A 15,135-nucleotide genomic window follows, 5' to 3' on the forward strand; every position below is an offset into this window, starting at 1 on the left:
CCTCGATCTCTAAGCCCGGCCGAGGCTGGGCTGCGCCTCGCCGCGAACTTCGACCATTCCGTTGGCCAACCTGGCTTCGTAGCACGGCAGCGGTGCCGCCGACGGGCCACGCAGCACCTCGCCCGACTCGGTCGCGAACCATGAACCGTGCCAAGGGCATACGATTCGACCTCGGTCCACCCAGCCGTCGGCCATCGGCGCCGCCAGGTGCGGGCAGAACTCGCCGTACGCCGATACCTCCCCCGGCTTGGTCTGGCACACCACCACCCCCACGCCGTCGACCTCGACCCGGACCGGCTTGCCGTTCAACGAGTTCGCTTCCAGCACCGGCGTCCATTCGCTGGTGCGCAACCGCCGGCCGGACTGGTCGATGCCGATGCCGGATTCGAACACCAGGGCTCCGCCGAGGTAGCTGCCGCCGACGGTGATCAGGTAGCCCAGCGCCGTGAGCGCGATGCCGCGACGGTGACGACCCCGGCGTCGATCCCACCAGGACTGCGCGTACAGCCCGGTCGCGACCAGGTTCACCACACCATGCACCAGGCCCACCCGGCGGTCCTTTTCGTGCGTGTGCTGCCAATCCGCGGCGCCGGTGATCGCCGAGCCGACGCTCGCCGCAATCCCGACACCCAGGGCGCGCGAGGCGAACCGTGATGCGTCGGTCATTTCGTAGGCGGGCCGGCCGGGCAGCACGCTGAGCGCGTCGAGGGCCACCGTGGTGGCCAGCGCCCCGCTGGTCAGCGACGTCAACGGAGGATGTACCGGGTGCCCGAGCCAGACCCCGTGCAGCGCGTTGGTGACGGTGTTGCGGGCGCGGCCCAATCCGTTGAAGGCGAAGCTGAGCGCATGTTCCAGCCGATAACTGGGCCGATCCAGCCACTCCTGGCGCCCGATAGCGGCCAACGCGCGCGGTCCGAGATTCCGTAGTCGAGCACTGGTCCGATGAGCCATGGAAACAGTCCTTCCCCCAAAAGAGGCCGCGAATCGGAGGCGGGAGCTACGAAATGGCGGGTTAAATCTCCCTCACACACCTCTCGATGCACCGTGGCCCACGCTAGCCGCGAGCGCTGGCCGCTCAGTTGTGTGAAGCCTGTGAATTGCCCCCGAGGATCCTTTCCGGCGACTGAATGCCCTGGCCGGTCATGTTTGACCGCCCCGGGCGGAATGCGGGATTCTATTGAGCGGAGAATATTTCTGCACAGCAGAGTGTGAGGTGCCCGTTGGCAGACGATGTCGAAGAAGGCCTGTTCGAGAACGTGCGCCGCGGCCTGATCCCCGCCCACATCTACAACGACCCGCAGCTGTTCAGGCTCGAAAAGGAGCGACTGTTCAGCCGGGCCTGGACGTTCGTGGGCCACGAATCGGAGATCCCGCAGGACGGCGACTACGTGGTGCGCCGGGTTCTCGACGACTCGTTCATCCTCACCCGCGACGGCAACGGCCAGGTGCGCGCCCTGTTCAATATGTGCCTGCACCGCGGCATGCAGGTGTGCCGGGCCGAGATGGGCAACGCCTCCAACTTCCGCTGCCCGTACCACGGCTGGACATATCGCAACGACGGGCGGCTCACCGGGCTGCCGTTTCACCGCGAGGCCTACGGCGGCGACGAGGGCTTCACCCGCAGCGCCCACGGCTTGCTGCCGGCGCCGAACTTCGCCAGCTACAACGGCCTGCTGTTCATCAACCTGGATCCGCACGCCGAATCCCTCGAGGATTTCCTCGGCGACTTCCGGTTCTATCTGGACTTCTACACCAAGCAGAGCACGGGCGGCCTGCACGTGCGGGGCCCGCAGCGCTGGCGAATCAAGGCGAACTGGAAGATCGGCGCCGAGAACTTCTCCGGAGACATGTACCACACGCCGCACACGCACGCGTCGATCGTGGAGATCGGCCTGTTTCGAGAACCCAAGGCGCAGAAGCGAAAGGACGGTGCCACCTACTGGGCACATCGCGGCGGCGGCACCACGTACAAACTTCCACCGGGCAGCTTCGAGGAACGGATGCGCTACGTCGGCTACCCCGACGAGATGATCGAGCGGATCAAGGGCGTGTGGACACCGGAGCAACAGCGGGTGGTCGGCGAGGACGGGTTCATGATCTCGGCGGCCACCTGTTTTCCCAACCTGAGCTTCGTGCACAACTGGCCCCGGGTAAGAGACGGGGTGCACCATCGCCGTGACGAGGTGCTGCCCTTCATCTCAATCCGCTTGTGGCAGCCCATCAGTGAGCACGAAACCGAAGTCTGCTCGTGGTTCGCGGTGGACTCCGCCGCGCCCCCGCAGTACCAGCTGGATTCCTACAAGGCCTATCTGATGTGCTTCGGCTCGACGGGCATGTTCGAACAAGACGACGTGGAGAACTGGGTGTCGCTGACGACTACCGCGGGCGGCTCGATGGCGCGACGGATGCTGCTGAACAGCCGGATGGGCCTGCTGTCCGACGATCGTCCGGTGGTCGAGGCGCTGCCCGCCGAGTCCTTCCACGGCCCCGGCCGCGCCCAGGTCGGCTACAACGAATACAACCAGCGCGAGTTGCTCAAGCTGTGGGCGGAGTATCTGGCATGAACAACCCCTTGCCTTTCAACGACTCTCGGCACCTGCAGGCCCATCAGTTTCTGGTGGACGAGGCCTACCTGCTGGATGCCCAGCAGTACGAGGCGTGGCTGGACACCCTGACCGACGACGTCCGCTACCTGATGCCGGTGCGCGTCACGACCGCACGCGGCGCCGGGTTCGACACGTCACCGGGAATGGCTCACTTCGACGAGGACAAGTACTCGCTGAGCCAGCGGGTGGCGCGGATGGGCACCGAACACGTGTGGGCCGAGGATCCGCCGTCGCGGCTGCGCCACTTCATCACCAACGTGCGTACATTCGAGTCCGATGATGCCGAGCACCTGGTCGTCGAATCCGCCGAACTGCTGTTCCGCAGTCGCGGCGACGTCAACGAGAGCGCGCTGATGTCGTGCGGCCGCGAGGACCTGTTGCGCTGGTGCGATGATCGATGGAAACTCGCGCGGCGCACGATCAGCGCCGACGAGTCGGTGTTGCGGATGCAGAACCTGGCGGTATTCCTGTGAACGACGAACTCGAGCGGTTGCTGGCGGGTGCGGTCGGCGAACGGCTTACGGTCGCAAACGAATTCACCGAAGTTGTGATACAGCGAGTCGACACCCGCAATGGATCGAGGCTGCTGATCCGCGCACCGAGGACGGGACGGTGGATCAGCCTGGACGCACTAGAGGTGGAGGCGCTGACGTGGCAGAACCCCGCGACGATGGCGGCGATGGTGGGCAACTCCCAGGCGCCGCTGCTCCCCGACCCGCAGTGACCACCTGGTTGCACGGCAAACGTGCATTGGTCGTGGGCGGCGGATCCGGAATCGGGCGGGCCGTCGTGGACGCGTTTGTTGCCGAAGAGGCCAGAGTTGCCGTGCTGGAACGCGATCCAGACAAGTGCGACGCGCTGCGCTCACAGCTACCCGATGTGCGGGTGGTCGAAGGAGACGCGGTCACCAGCGAGGCCAACCACGCTGCCGTGGCCGCGGCGGTCGATTCCTTCGGCGGGCTCGACATTCTGGTCAACTGCGTGGGCGTGTTCGACTTCTACCGGGGCGTGGCCGATCTCGACACCGATAACCTCGCGGTCGCTTTCGACGAAATGTTTCGCACCAACGTGCTGAGCCATCTGCAGTCCGTCAAGGCGGCCTTACCGGCCCTGCGCGACGGGACCGGGCCGTCGATCATTCTGACCGAGTCCGCGTCGTCGTACTACCCCGGGCGCGGTGGGGTGCTGTACGTGTCCTCAAAGTTCGCCGTGCGCGGGCTGGTCGCGTCGCTGGCTCACGAGCTGGCGCCCCAGATTCGGGTCAACGGCGTGGCACCCGGCGGCACGCTCAACACCGACCTGCGCGGTCTGAACAGTCTGGGGCTCAGGGACACCCGACTCGACGACGCCCCCAATCGGGCGCGCGACGTCGCCGCACGTACCCCGTTGAACGTCGCGCTCTCCGGCGCGGACCACGCCTGGTCGTATGTGTTCTTGGCCTCCGGCCGGTCCCGCGGCATCACCGGCGAGACCATCCACCCGGACGGCGGATTCGGGATCGGCACACCGAAAGCGCGGCCACAATGACCGGCGACCTGGACAGCCAACGCGCGCTGGTCGCCCTGGGCTGCTGCATCGCCGCGGCCCGCGGCCTGGTCGACGGGATGCTCGGCCACCTGAGCCTGCGCGTCGACGACGACCGGCTGCTGGTGCGCTGTCGCAGCGACTCCGATACCGGTGTGGCCTTCACCGCGCCCAGCGACATCCGCCTGGTCCGATTTGACGGCAGTGCGGGTGCCGCGGGCGAACTCGACGGGTACCGCGTTCCCAACGAACTGCCCATCCACGTCGAGACCATGCTGGCCGGTGCCCAGCATCTCGCCGTCGCGCATCTTCATCCGCCGGCGGTCGTCGCCGCGGATCTGGCCGGCGTCACGATCCGGCCGATCTATGGGGCATACGACATTCCGGGCGCGTGGCTCGCGCGCGACGGCGTCCCGGTTTACCAACGCGCGGTGCTGATCCGCACGCGAGGACTGGCTAAACAGATGGTGGCCGCGATGGGCGAGCACCCGGTGGTGATCCTTCGCGGGCACGGAATCACCAGTGCCGCAGCCACACTGCAGCAGGCGGTGCTGCAGGCGATCAGCGTCGACGGGCTGGCCCGAATGGCGTTGCGGGTGCTCTCGGCCGGAGGCACGCTGCACGACATCGACGACGCCGACTGGGAAGACCTGCCGGATTTGGGGCCGGCCTTCACCTCCGACGCCGCTTGGCGACATGAGGTCGCCCGGCTGCGAGCCGACTAACCCCGAAGGTCACAAGTTCATATCTGCCGGCGACACTCGACGGTTACGGGCGGGATTGCCGGGGCCGCCAGCTTAGCCTTGCAAAGGTTTGGCTGGATCAAGGAGTGCACACGTGACCGAATTGGACCGGCGGCGGTTCTTGGTCGCGGTGGCGGCAACCGTTGCGGTGACCGGGATCTCGTGGTCGTCTGCCGACGGCCCCAAGGAGACGGTCGCACGCGCCGACGTCCTCGGATCCGCGCCGAACCCGGTCGCCCCGCCGCAGCCCAAATTGCTGCCTCCGCCCGGCCCGGCGTCGCGGGTCACGCTGCCCGGCGGCGCGGTGCTCAGCAAGCTTCCCGGTAACGGGGATCTGTTGGCCTGGACGGTCGATGACGGGGTGGACACCGATGTGGTGCGGCTCTACACCCAGTTCGCCAAGGACACCGGCGTGCGGCTCACTTATTTCGTCACCGGCGTTTTCAAGTCCTGGACGGAGAACGCCGCGCTGCTTCGACCGCTCGTCGAATCCGGACAGATTCAGCTGGCCAACCACACCTGGACGCACCCGGACTTGACCAAGCTGTCGCCCAAGCAGATCGCCGACGAGCTCAAGAGCACGGACGTGTTCTTGCGCGATACGTATGGCGTGGACGCCGCACCGTACTTCCGGCCGCCCTACGGCCATCACAGCGCCGTGGTCGACGCGGTGGCCGCCGACCTCGGCTACCAGGTACCCACGCTGTGGAATGGCGACTTGCGAGATTCCGCCGTGCTTTCCGAAGACCTGATCGTCAAGATGGCCAACCAGTACTTCACGCCGCAGAACATCGTGATCGGCCATCTCAACCATGCACCGGTCACCCGAGTGTACGGGCAGCTGGTGGAGATCATCCGGGCCCGCCGGTTGCGCACCGTGACCCTCAACGACGTTTTTCTGCGCCCGGAAATCCCTTACCGGACACCGAGTTTCGCTAGCTAATCGCCTGTCTCAGCCGAGCTGGTCACCAATCTCATTCGCCGCCTTGAGAAGTGCCGCCGCTACCGACGCGTGCTGCGTACCGTCGAGCCGGTGCTGCGGCGCGGCGGCATTGAGCGCAAGCCGCAGGCCGGGCGCGCGAGTCGGGATGAGCACCGCGACTGAGGCGACGCCCTCCTCGCTCTCCTCGTGGTTGATCGCATACCCGCGCTCGCGGATCCGGGCGAGCTCGGCCTCCAGCTCGGCGCGACTGGCGATCGAGCGCGCGGTGATGCGCTCGAGTTGCTCGTCGGGCAGCAGCGCATGCAATTCCGGCTGCGAGAGCTGGGCCAGCATGGCCTTGCCCGTTGAGGTGCAGTGCGCCGGCATCGTGCGCCCCAGCCGGGAGGCCACCCGGACCGCGGCGGGGCCCTCGACGGCGGCGACGAAACGCACATTGGCGCCGTCGAGCATGCCGATGTGCGTGGTTTCGCGGAGCTGGTCGGACAGCGCACGCATGACCGGCATGGCGCAGCCCTGAATGTCAATGCGGCCGAAGATCGCAAACGCCACGCCGGTGAGCGACGGACCGGGCAGGTAAGCCTTGGAGACCGGGTCCTGACGGACGAACCCTCGGTAGGTCAGCATCGCCAGCAGCCGGTGCGCGGTGGAGGATGCCACACCCAGATATCGGGTCGCCTCACTCAGCCGGATCTGTGGCTGCTCGCCCAGCAGCAGCAGTAGCTTGAGCGCATTGTCGACCGATTCGATCGGATACTGCGGCACAAGCGAATCGGCGACCGGCTCGCCACCGGCCCGCTGCTCCTTCTTCTGCACCAGTTCACGGTACTCAGTGATCACGATCGCCACACCCGTGTCTGGCCGCCCACGCAGATCACGACGCCTTACAACGCGCTCAGCACCCCCGCGCCGAGTAACCCCATCGCGACGACCGTGCCGGTGGCGGTCGCGATCGCCTTCCATCCGAAACTGCGGGCGACCATCGCCACGCCGGGGACGCTGATCGCGGGCAGGGTGATCAGGAGTGCACCAAGCGGCCCCGACGACACCCCCAGCAGCGCCAGGCTCTGCAGGATCGGTATCTCACCCGCCGTCGGAATGACCAGCAGTGTGCCGACAATCGCCGCGAGCACAACGATCAGCAGACCGTGGTGCGACGGTTGCGTCAACGTCACCAGCCAGCCCCGACACGCCCCGACGACCAGCACCATGATCGCGTATTCCGGCAACAGGACCAGGCACAGACAGAGCAGAGCACGCGCGAACCTGCTTGCAGGCCCGGCAGATTCATCGTCAGGAGGCGTGATCGCCTCGGCCACGGGTTGTCCGGAGCCCCGCGCGCCGGTGACCAAACCCACCGACACGGCCACGCCGACTACCGTCGCGACACCGACCACCGCCCGGGTCGCTGTCCATTGCCAGGGAGCGACGAAGAACAGGAAGACGAGTACCGCGGGATTCAGTAACGGGTTCCCCAGCCAGTAGGCGATGGCGGCGGCGCGCGTGACGCCGGTGCGCCGCAACGTGACAGCGACCGGCGCGGCGCAGCACGTGCACATCATCGACGGCATGCTCGCGACTCCCCCGGCCAGCCCACTCGAGATCAGCCCGCGCCGGTTCAACAGCCGCGGCAGCCACGCCCGCGGCACCAGCGCCTGCACCGACGCGCTGATCAGCAGCGCCACCACCAGAGCCGGCCAAATCGAGGCGAAGTACGCGTGAAAGAAGGTCGTGGCCGCATGCCACGTCGGTGCGTCCCCGGCGCGCACGCCACCGACCGCCAGGATGTTGGACCCCGACCAGTGATGAGTCCGATGCGCCCTCAACGCTTTGGCGAGGTACGGGGTCCACTTCGCCCACAGCAGCCCCACGACGAACACAGCCACCGTGACGAAGACACCCATCGCGATGCCCGCGCGGCCCTGGATCTGCCGGGGCACCCAGGTATGCTCAGACATCTTGTGCCGCTTGAGCTTTCGCCCACCGGTAGTCGGCCTTGCCGGACGGCGACCGTTGCAGGCGGTCGCGGAAGACGATCGCCTTCGGCAGCTTGTAGCGGGCGATGTGGCGGGCTGCCTCGGCGAGGATGCTGTCGGCCATTTCTTGCTGCGAGGCCTGTTCACCGTCGGCCAGCGCGACGATCGCGACGACCTCGTTTCCCCACCGGGTGCTGGGCCGGCCCGTCACGACCACGTCGTACACCGACGGGTGCTCGGCGATCGCGGCCTCGACCTCTTCGGCGAAGATCTTCTCGCCGCCGGAGTTGATCGTCACCGCATCGCGGCCCAGCAGCTCAATCTCGCCGTCTGCGAACCAGCGGGCCCGATCCCCGGGAACCGAATGCCGGATCCCATCGATCACCGGGAAGGTCCGCGCGGTCTTCGCCGGGTCGCCGAGATAGCCCAGCGGTATCAGGCCCTGCTGGGCCAGCCAGCCGATTTCGTCGTCGCCGGGCGACAGAATCCGGGTCATGTCCTCGCTGACCACCACCGCGCCCGGGTTCGGGGCGAACCGGCCGCTACCGCCCTGCTGCCGGCTGGACACCTGCCCCATCTGGTTCCCGGACTCCGACGATCCTCCCGCGTCCAGGATCGTCAACTGCGGCAGCAGATCGAGGAATCGCTGTTTGAGCGGAGCGCTCAGCGCCGCTCCGCCGGTGACCAGAATCAGCAACCCGGACAGGTCGTAGTCCCCGGACTCGAGCGCGTCGATCAGGGGCCGCCCGAAGGCGTCGCCGACGAACGACAGCGACATCACGCGTTCGGCGCTGGCCAGCGCCCACGCTTCGGCCGGATCGAAATGGGTGGTCGTCGGGGCCATCACAAACGGCCGCCCGCTGCAGAGGTTGATGAACGCCGCCCACTGTGCCGCGCCGTGCATCAGTGGCGCGCACGTCATCGACCCGGGCCCGCCGGCACGCGAGCGTTCGACGATGTCGTCGAGGCTGGTCACCGGGTCACCGCCGAACGGCGGTCGCCCGCCCATGGCATTCATGTAAATGTCGTGCTGGCGCCACAGCACCGCCTTGGGCATCCCTGTGGTGCCGCCGGTGTAGAGGACGTAGAGGTCGTCGGGTGACAACGTGAGGTCCAGCGGCTCGTCGGACACCGAGGCCAGCAGCTCCTCGTACCGCACCGCGGAGGGCAACGGATCGTTGCCGGACTCGTCGTCGACGTGGATCAACCGCATCGACGGCAGTCGATCCATTGCCCCGGCAAGGGTCGGCGCGAACCGCGCCTGGTACATGACCGCGTCCGCGCCGGCATTGCCCAGCAGATAGACCAATTCGTCGGCGACATAGCGATAGTTGACATTGAACGGGGCCACCCGCGCCTTATACGCCCCGAGCATGCCCTCCAGGTACTCGTTGCCGTTGGCCAGGTACAGGCCGAGATGGCTCTGACCGGATTCGTGCGGCGCCAGCTCGTGGCGCTCCCGACGCACGCCGAGTCCCCACGAGTTCAGCGCCCGGGCGAACCGGCGGGCCCGTTCGTCAGTTTGCGAGTAAGTGAATCGTCGGTGACCAAATACAATGCAGTCGCGATCGGGATTGGCGGCAGCCACAGCCGAGAACACTTGGGCGAGATTGAATTCCACTACCTCTCCTCACGCCGCGCAATCCGGCGAGAGTCACGCTACAACAGCGTTTCGCGGCGGATGTCACGCACTGGAAATAGCAACGGGTTTAGTCTCGGCATCGTGTACGGAGCGATGCGGGCCGGATACTCCAGGTTCGTCGCCCTCGGCGACAGCCAAACCGAAGGCCTTTGGGACGGTGACGAAACCACCGGCCTCTTGGGCTTTGCCGATCGACTCGCCGTCATGCTCGATACGCTCTACCCCGGATTGCAATACGCCAACCTCGCGGTCCGCGGCAAGAAACTCGGCGACGTGCTCACGGAGCAAATCCCACCCGCCCTGGCGATGAAGCCGGATCTGATCACCATCTGCGCCGGGATGAACGACGTCATCCAGCCCGGGCGACAATTTCCGCGGGCGCTGGCCGAGCTGGACTACGTCTATGCCGCGCTAGCCAGATCGGGCGCGACGGTGGTGACGACGACCTTCCCGAACGTCGCTCAATTCCTGCCGTTCGGCCGCATCGTGTCCAAACGGCTGGCCCGGATGAACAACGCGATCACCGTCGCCGCCGGCCGCTACGGATTCAAGCTGATCGACCTGTACAACGCGGCCTCGATGCGCGATTGGGACACCTGGAGCTACGACCGCGTGCACGCGTCCCCCAAGGGCCATATCCTGTTCGCCGCCGCGGCCGCCGAGGCCCTCAATTTGCCTGACAGCAGCCATGATTGGGCCGCAGCGCACCCCAATCCCACGCAGCTGTCCATCGCCGACGGCGCCTACGGCAAGCTGCGCTGGACGCAGGACAATTTCTTCCCCTGGTTGTGGCGACGGATGCGCGGGCTGTCCGCGGCCGACGGCCGATTCCCCAAACGCCCCGAGCTGGAACCGGTCAGCGGCCCGCCCGACGCCGCGCCCAGGCGTGACATTGCGGCCCAGGGCGGACGGCAGTCAGGCATCCTTGATCCATGAACGTCGAGGCTTTGCTGCAGTCCATCCCGCCGCTCGCGGTCTACCTCGTGGTCGGGGGGGTGGTCGGCGTGGAAAGCCTGGGTGTCCCGCTTCCGGGGGAGATCGTTCTGGTCAGCGCGGCGCTGATGTCGTCCCATCACGACCTTGCCGTCAACCCGATCGGTGTGGGCGTCGCCGCTGTGATCGGCGCGGTGATCGGCGACTCGATCGGCTACTCGATCGGGCGCCGATTCGGGATGGGGCTGTTCGACAGGCTGGGCCAGCGCTTCCCGAGGCACTTCGGCCCGGGGCACGTCATGCTGGCCGAGCGGTTGTTCGACCGCTGGGGCATCCGGGCGGTGTTCTTCGGCCGCTTCATCGCCCTGCTGAGGATCTTTGCCGGGCCGCTGGCCGGCGCTTTGAAAATGCATTACAAGCGCTTTCTGGCCGCCAATGTCTCGGGTGCCATCTGCTGGGCGGGCGGCACGACCGCGCTGGTCTATTTCGCGGGCATGGCCGCCGAACGTTGGCTGGAGCGGTTCTCCTGGATCGCCCTCGTCGTCGCGATCGTCGTCGGCCTGATCGCCGCAATCCTGCTGCGCGAACGCACATCCCGTGCGATCGCCGAACTCGAGGCCGAACACGCGCAAAAGACCGGGACCACGGCCGCCGACGCTGCTTGACGGCTCGCGCGACCTAGCCCGCCGCCTCGCCCACCTCGAGCACGGGCGCCGGCCGGTGCTGCTCGATCAGCACAACGGCCATCTTCTGCGCGCGCCGAGCAGCTTCCAGATCGCCCACGGCCGCGAGAACGATCGCCCCCTTCATCAGGATGTGCCATGACGAGGCGAAGTCCTCGACATCGGTGAGCCCGGCGGCCAGCGCCCGGCGGCGCACGATGTCGCGGACGTGGTCGATGTGCGCGATGCAGGCCTGCCCGGCGGGATGATCGGCGCCCAGCTCGAGCAGCACGTTGATGAACGAGCAGCCTTCAAAGCCGTCGCGCAGGTGAAACCACTCGTGCATCACGTCGAAGATCGCCAGCAGCTGATCCTCGGGCGTCGTGCCGCGCTGCTCCGACTGCGCCTCGATCAACCCGTGCGTCCAGATCTCCTCGCGGCGCTCCAGGACAGCCAGCACGAGATCGTTCTTCGTCGCGAAATGCCGGTACAACGTCGCCTTGGCAACACCGGCGCGGTCAATCACCTCGTCGGTGCCGACCGCACGAATCCCACGCCGGCTGAACAGCTCATATGCCGCATGCAAGATCCGTTCACGGGCAGACGGAGCGGTCGGCACGATGTCGGAATTTTCCATATTTAGGCTTACGATACTCTTAACCACCGAATGTAGACAGACCGCTCTGTCTCGTTATACAAAGGAGATCCGCGCAGTTCGCGGAAGTCTGTCTTCAGACACTAGGACGGACATCCATCGCGGCGCCGCCGGCGCCCGTCGATTAGGAGTCCCCATGAAGACAACTGCAGATCATGCTCCCCCCACGTCGGGGCCGCGGCTGATGCTCAGCACCCGACTGGTTTACGAGCTCGGCGATCCGCACAGCACGCTGCGGGCCACCACGGATCGCCGTGGCGCGGCCGTGATCATCTACGCGGGCGGTGAGATCGACGCCTGCAACGAGCAAACCTGGCGCCATCTGGTCAACGAAGCAGCCGGCGTCGTCGCGTCTCCAGGCCCCCTGATCGTCGACGTCACCGGACTGGATTTCATGGCCTGCTGCGCGGTCGAGGTGCTGGCGGTTGCGGCAGCAACCCTGCACCGGCGCGGAATCGAGCTGCGGCTGGTCAGTCCGCAGCGGATCGTTTCCCGAATCGTCGACGCGTGCGGGCTCAGCGGCATGTTGCCCGTGTACCCGACCGTGGACTCAGCGCTGGCTCGTTAGCGCCCCGAGGGCTGGATGCATCACCTACCCAGCTTTGGCGTGGAGGAGGAATTTCTCCTCGTCGACCCGGAAACGGGCGAGCCGGTCCCGTCCAACAACGAGGTGGCCGCTCAGGCCCGGCGTCGGGGCATCGCGCTGCAGCTGGAATTGAGCAGCTGCCAAGTCGAAACCACCTCCGGTGTGGCCGCCAGCAGCGCGGAACTGCGGGCGGAACTCGCCCTGCTGCGGCGCACCGCGGCGCAGGCGGCGCAGGCCAGTGGCGTTCGGCTGCTGGCCCTGGGCCTGCCTCCGGTCACACCGCACGAGTTCCCGCTCACCGATACCGACCGTTATCGGCGGATCGGGGAAAAGTTCGGGATGATCGCGCACGAGCAAGGCATCTGCGGGTGCCACGTGCACGTCGAGGTACCCAGCCGGGCCGCCGCCATCAAGGTCAGTAACTGGTTACGACCGTGGCTGCCGTCTTTGCTTGCGCTGTCGGCGAATTCGGCGCTGTATCGCAATGCCGACACCGGCTATGCCAGCTGGCGCAGCATCCTGTGGCAACGCTGGCCGGCCGCCGGTCCGCCGCCGTTCTTCGCCTCACCGGAGCAGTACGACCGCACCGTGCGGATGCTGCTCGACAGCGCAGTGATCCTGGATTCCAAGATGATCTATTGGGACGTGCGCCCGTCGGCGAAGTTCCCGACGGTCGAGGTGCGGGTGGCCGACGTACCGGCGACGGTCGAGGAAACAGTGCTGCTGGCCACCCTGATCCGGGCCGCGGTGATGACGGCGCTGAAGGTGGAGGGCCGCGGCGACGACGGCGGCCCATTGCCACCGGCGGCAATGCGGGCGGCGTATTGGAAGGCCGCTCACGACGGACTGTCCGGACACTTGCTCGACCCGGCGGACCAGCACCGCGCGGTGCCGGCTCGTCAGCAGCTCGATGCCCTGGTGCAACGGGTGCGTCCGGCGCTCGACGAGCTCGGCGAATACGACCGTGCCACCGCCGAACTCGAGCGCATCCTGGCGCAGGGCAACGGGGCGATGCGGCAACGCGAGGTCTGGCAACGGCGCGGCGACATGATGGACGTCATCGACCACGCCGCCGCTGCCACCGCGGGCTGATGCCTACACCGCCAACAGGCGATACAGCCCGATCAACCCCACCACCACGATCGTGGAGCGCAACGCGTTCGGCGACAGGCGTCGGCCGTACTTCGCGCCGACTATTCCGCCGACCAGCGAACTCGCTGCGATGATTGCCGCCACCGACCAACTGATGCGCTCCGGTGCCACCAACGTATAGCCCACCGCGGCAACGATATTCACGACGAGGGCCAGCAGGTTCTTCGCCGCGTTCATGCGCTGCATCGACTCCGGCAACAGCGCGCCCATCACGCCGACCAGCAAGATGCCTTGCGCGGCGGTGAAGTAGCCGCCGTAGACACCGACGGCAAACGTGCCGAACACCAGCAGCGCCATCCGCGCCGGCGAGACGTGTTCGGCGGAACGGCCCTGGGCCTCGGCCTTACGGCGCGCCCAGGATTGAATCCGCGGTCCGGCCACCACCAGCAGCAGGGCCAGCACCAGCAGCGCGGGCACCACTGCGATGAACACCTTCTCGGGCAGGTGCAGCAGCAAGTACGCGCCCAGCACGGCACCGGCCAGCGATGCCGGGATCTGCCAACGCAATCGATCCCACTGACCATCCAGCTCGCCGCGGTAACCCCAGGTGGCCGAGACGCCGCCCGCGACCAGACCGACAGCGTTCGACATCGTGGAGGTGACCGGCGGATAGCCGAGGGCGACCAGGGTCGGGAACGTGACCAATGTCCCCGATCCGACGAGCGCGTTGATTGCGCCGGCGGCGAACCCGGCCAGACCGATCAATACGACATGCGAAGCCAACACTTTCAAAAACACTAGCCGGACAACACAATGCGCCGGCAATCGTGCAGCTCGGCGCGTTTCTGTCAGGCCGGAGGCGCTTCGCAGCCGCGGCCCACACCGGTTCGCAGCTTGACCGACGCCGAGTACGCGAGGCTTCGGAAATGCAGCACGGGGTCATCGGACGGTTCGATGCCGTCGGTGACTCGCATCGGGTCGAAAACGACGATGTCGCCGTCGTGTTCGCGCTCGGTATCGAGCCCGGTGATTTCCAGGGTGCCCACGGTAACCGTCTCGGCGCTTTGCCACGGCGCCGACGGGTCGATCGTCGAGTCCTGCGGCCCGGCGATCTGCACGCGGTAGTCGAACCGGACCGGACCTTGTGCCAGACGCGTATTCAGCTCGTCGGTCAGGAAGCCCGGGGCCGCGCCGCGGGCATCAGCGCCCGACAGATAGCTCTCGCCCGCGGCCGGAATCAGGTGGTAGCGAACAAATCTGGCGTCTCCGTCGGCACCGATCCACCGGAACGCGTGCAGGCCGTGGTACTCGATGGTGGCGTCGGGCTGGGCCGCATCGCCTTGAGCAGATCGACGAAACCCTCCGGCTTGCTGGAGACGAACAGCCGGGCCGTCTGGGTCGACACGTCGGTGGTGGATCCGTCGGGCAGGGTGAACTTCACCGCCATCCCGCGCACCCCCGGCGAACCGTCGGGCTGCTTCGGGTTGCCCGACCCGTTGGAGAACCGAACCAGCGCCGGGACCGTCGACCCGTCGAGGTGCTTTGCCCGGGACAGGGTCGCCCCATCCCGGGTGGCGGTGAATGTGCCCCGGTACAGCGTGCCTTTCGCGTGCAACGCCCGAGCGCCGGGTTGGGCTCCCCCGGTACCTCGAATCGCCTCGATCGCATCGTCAGGAGTGACCATTGGTAGTCAGGGGCGCGGTGGCTGCAGAGCAGACCCGTTTCCCCATCCCCCTTTCAATCCGTGCGTGCGGTTTTCCCGCACACGGCTTACCG

General features: G+C 67.0%; 16 protein-coding genes and 1 pseudogene. 10 read left to right on the forward strand and 7 right to left on the reverse strand.

Translation table 11 applies throughout. The features are described 5' to 3' along the window. Nucleotides 1-9: 9 nt before the first annotated feature. Nucleotides 10-951 carry a Rieske 2Fe-2S domain-containing protein gene (locus tag AAHS21_RS17930; RefSeq protein WP_342928933.1) on the reverse strand — a complete coding sequence of 314 codons (942 nt, stop codon included), beginning with the start codon at nucleotides 949-951 and terminating at the stop codon, nucleotides 10-12. A gap of 269 nt (nucleotides 952-1,220) precedes the next feature. Here AAHS21_RS17930 and AAHS21_RS17935 point away from each other — a divergent pair, with 269 nt between their 5' ends. From AAHS21_RS17935 to AAHS21_RS17960, 6 genes are all read left to right on the forward strand, one after another. Continuing rightward, the gene (locus AAHS21_RS17935; protein WP_342928934.1) at nucleotides 1,221-2,564 is read left to right on the forward strand and encodes a Rieske 2Fe-2S domain-containing protein; all 1,344 of its coding nucleotides are present in this window, start codon (nucleotides 1,221-1,223) and stop codon (nucleotides 2,562-2,564) included. Further along, the gene (locus AAHS21_RS17940; protein ID WP_342928935.1) at nucleotides 2,561-3,079 is read left to right on the forward strand and encodes a 3-phenylpropionate/cinnamic acid dioxygenase subunit beta; all 519 of its coding nucleotides are present in this window, start codon (nucleotides 2,561-2,563) and stop codon (nucleotides 3,077-3,079) included. The genes AAHS21_RS17935 and AAHS21_RS17940 overlap by 4 nt, the downstream gene beginning before the upstream one ends. Beyond that, on the forward strand, nucleotides 3,076-3,330 hold the full coding sequence (locus AAHS21_RS17945) for a dihydrodiol dehydrogenase (RefSeq protein ID WP_342928936.1): 255 nt from the start codon (nucleotides 3,076-3,078) through the stop codon (nucleotides 3,328-3,330). Before AAHS21_RS17940 ends, AAHS21_RS17945 begins: the two co-directional genes overlap by 4 nt. Next, the gene (hcaB, locus tag AAHS21_RS17950) at nucleotides 3,327-4,133 is read left to right on the forward strand and encodes a 3-(cis-5,6-dihydroxycyclohexa-1,3-dien-1-yl)propanoate dehydrogenase (protein WP_342928937.1); all 807 of its coding nucleotides are present in this window, start codon (nucleotides 3,327-3,329) and stop codon (nucleotides 4,131-4,133) included. The genes AAHS21_RS17945 and hcaB overlap by 4 nt, the downstream gene beginning before the upstream one ends. Next, nucleotides 4,130-4,855, forward strand: a complete 726-nt coding sequence (locus AAHS21_RS17955) for a class II aldolase/adducin family protein (protein ID WP_342928938.1) — start codon at nucleotides 4,130-4,132, stop codon at nucleotides 4,853-4,855. The genes hcaB and AAHS21_RS17955 overlap by 4 nt, the downstream gene beginning before the upstream one ends. Nucleotides 4,856-4,976: 121 nt before the next feature. Next, nucleotides 4,977-5,816: a polysaccharide deacetylase family protein gene (locus AAHS21_RS17960; RefSeq protein WP_342928969.1), complete on the forward strand. Its 840-nt coding sequence runs from the start codon at nucleotides 4,977-4,979 to the stop codon at nucleotides 5,814-5,816. A gap of 9 nt (nucleotides 5,817-5,825) precedes the next feature. Here the strand turns inward: AAHS21_RS17960 and AAHS21_RS17965 are convergent, their stop codons facing one another. The 3 genes from AAHS21_RS17965 to AAHS21_RS17975 form a co-directional block, all read right to left on the reverse strand. After that, nucleotides 5,826-6,632, reverse strand: a complete 807-nt coding sequence (locus tag AAHS21_RS17965; protein ID WP_342928970.1) for an IclR family transcriptional regulator — start codon at nucleotides 6,630-6,632, stop codon at nucleotides 5,826-5,828. 65 nt (nucleotides 6,633-6,697) lie between these two features. Further along, nucleotides 6,698-7,771, reverse strand: a complete 1,074-nt coding sequence (locus AAHS21_RS17970) for a permease (RefSeq protein ID WP_342928939.1) — start codon at nucleotides 7,769-7,771, stop codon at nucleotides 6,698-6,700. Beyond that, the gene (locus tag AAHS21_RS17975; RefSeq protein WP_342928940.1) at nucleotides 7,764-9,410 is read right to left on the reverse strand and encodes an acyl-CoA synthetase; all 1,647 of its coding nucleotides are present in this window, start codon (nucleotides 9,408-9,410) and stop codon (nucleotides 7,764-7,766) included. The genes AAHS21_RS17970 and AAHS21_RS17975 overlap by 8 nt, the downstream gene beginning before the upstream one ends. A 102-nt stretch (nucleotides 9,411-9,512) precedes the next feature. Here AAHS21_RS17975 and AAHS21_RS17980 point away from each other — a divergent pair, with 102 nt between their 5' ends. Together AAHS21_RS17980 and AAHS21_RS17985 are read left to right on the forward strand one after the other, a co-directional pair. Continuing rightward, nucleotides 9,513-10,367, forward strand: coding sequence for an SGNH/GDSL hydrolase family protein (locus AAHS21_RS17980; RefSeq protein ID WP_342928941.1), 855 nt, complete (start codon nucleotides 9,513-9,515; stop codon nucleotides 10,365-10,367). Continuing rightward, nucleotides 10,364-11,029: a DedA family protein gene (locus AAHS21_RS17985; protein ID WP_342928942.1), complete on the forward strand. Its 666-nt coding sequence runs from the start codon at nucleotides 10,364-10,366 to the stop codon at nucleotides 11,027-11,029. The genes AAHS21_RS17980 and AAHS21_RS17985 overlap by 4 nt, the downstream gene beginning before the upstream one ends. A 13-nt stretch (nucleotides 11,030-11,042) precedes the next feature. On the opposite strand, the gene AAHS21_RS17990 is transcribed toward AAHS21_RS17985, so the two are convergent. Beyond that, nucleotides 11,043-11,663, reverse strand: a complete 621-nt coding sequence (locus AAHS21_RS17990; protein ID WP_342928943.1) for a TetR/AcrR family transcriptional regulator — start codon at nucleotides 11,661-11,663, stop codon at nucleotides 11,043-11,045. 202 nt (nucleotides 11,664-11,865) lie between these two features. Here AAHS21_RS17990 and AAHS21_RS17995 point away from each other — a divergent pair, with 202 nt between their 5' ends. Both AAHS21_RS17995 and AAHS21_RS18000 read left to right on the forward strand, forming a co-directional pair. Then, nucleotides 11,866-12,249, forward strand: a complete 384-nt coding sequence (locus tag AAHS21_RS17995; RefSeq protein WP_342928971.1) for an anti-sigma factor antagonist — start codon at nucleotides 11,866-11,868, stop codon at nucleotides 12,247-12,249. Between the two features lie 15 nt (nucleotides 12,250-12,264). Then, nucleotides 12,265-13,359 carry a glutamate--cysteine ligase gene (locus tag AAHS21_RS18000; RefSeq protein WP_342928944.1) on the forward strand — a complete coding sequence of 365 codons (1,095 nt, stop codon included), beginning with the start codon at nucleotides 12,265-12,267 and terminating at the stop codon, nucleotides 13,357-13,359. Nucleotides 13,360-13,362: 3 nt separating this feature from the next. On the opposite strand, the gene AAHS21_RS18005 is transcribed toward AAHS21_RS18000, so the two are convergent. Further along, complete coding sequence (locus AAHS21_RS18005) at nucleotides 13,363-14,145, reverse strand: sulfite exporter TauE/SafE family protein (protein ID WP_342928945.1); 783 nt, start codon at nucleotides 14,143-14,145, stop codon at nucleotides 13,363-13,365. 62 nt (nucleotides 14,146-14,207) lie between these two features. After that, a pseudogene (locus AAHS21_RS18010) lies at nucleotides 14,208-15,043 on the reverse strand (catalase family peroxidase). Nucleotides 15,044-15,135 lie beyond the last annotated feature (92 nt).

The organism is Mycobacterium sp. 050272 (assembly GCF_039023525.1).
In the GTDB taxonomy this organism is placed as follows: Bacteria; Actinomycetota; Actinomycetes; order Mycobacteriales; family Mycobacteriaceae; genus Mycobacterium.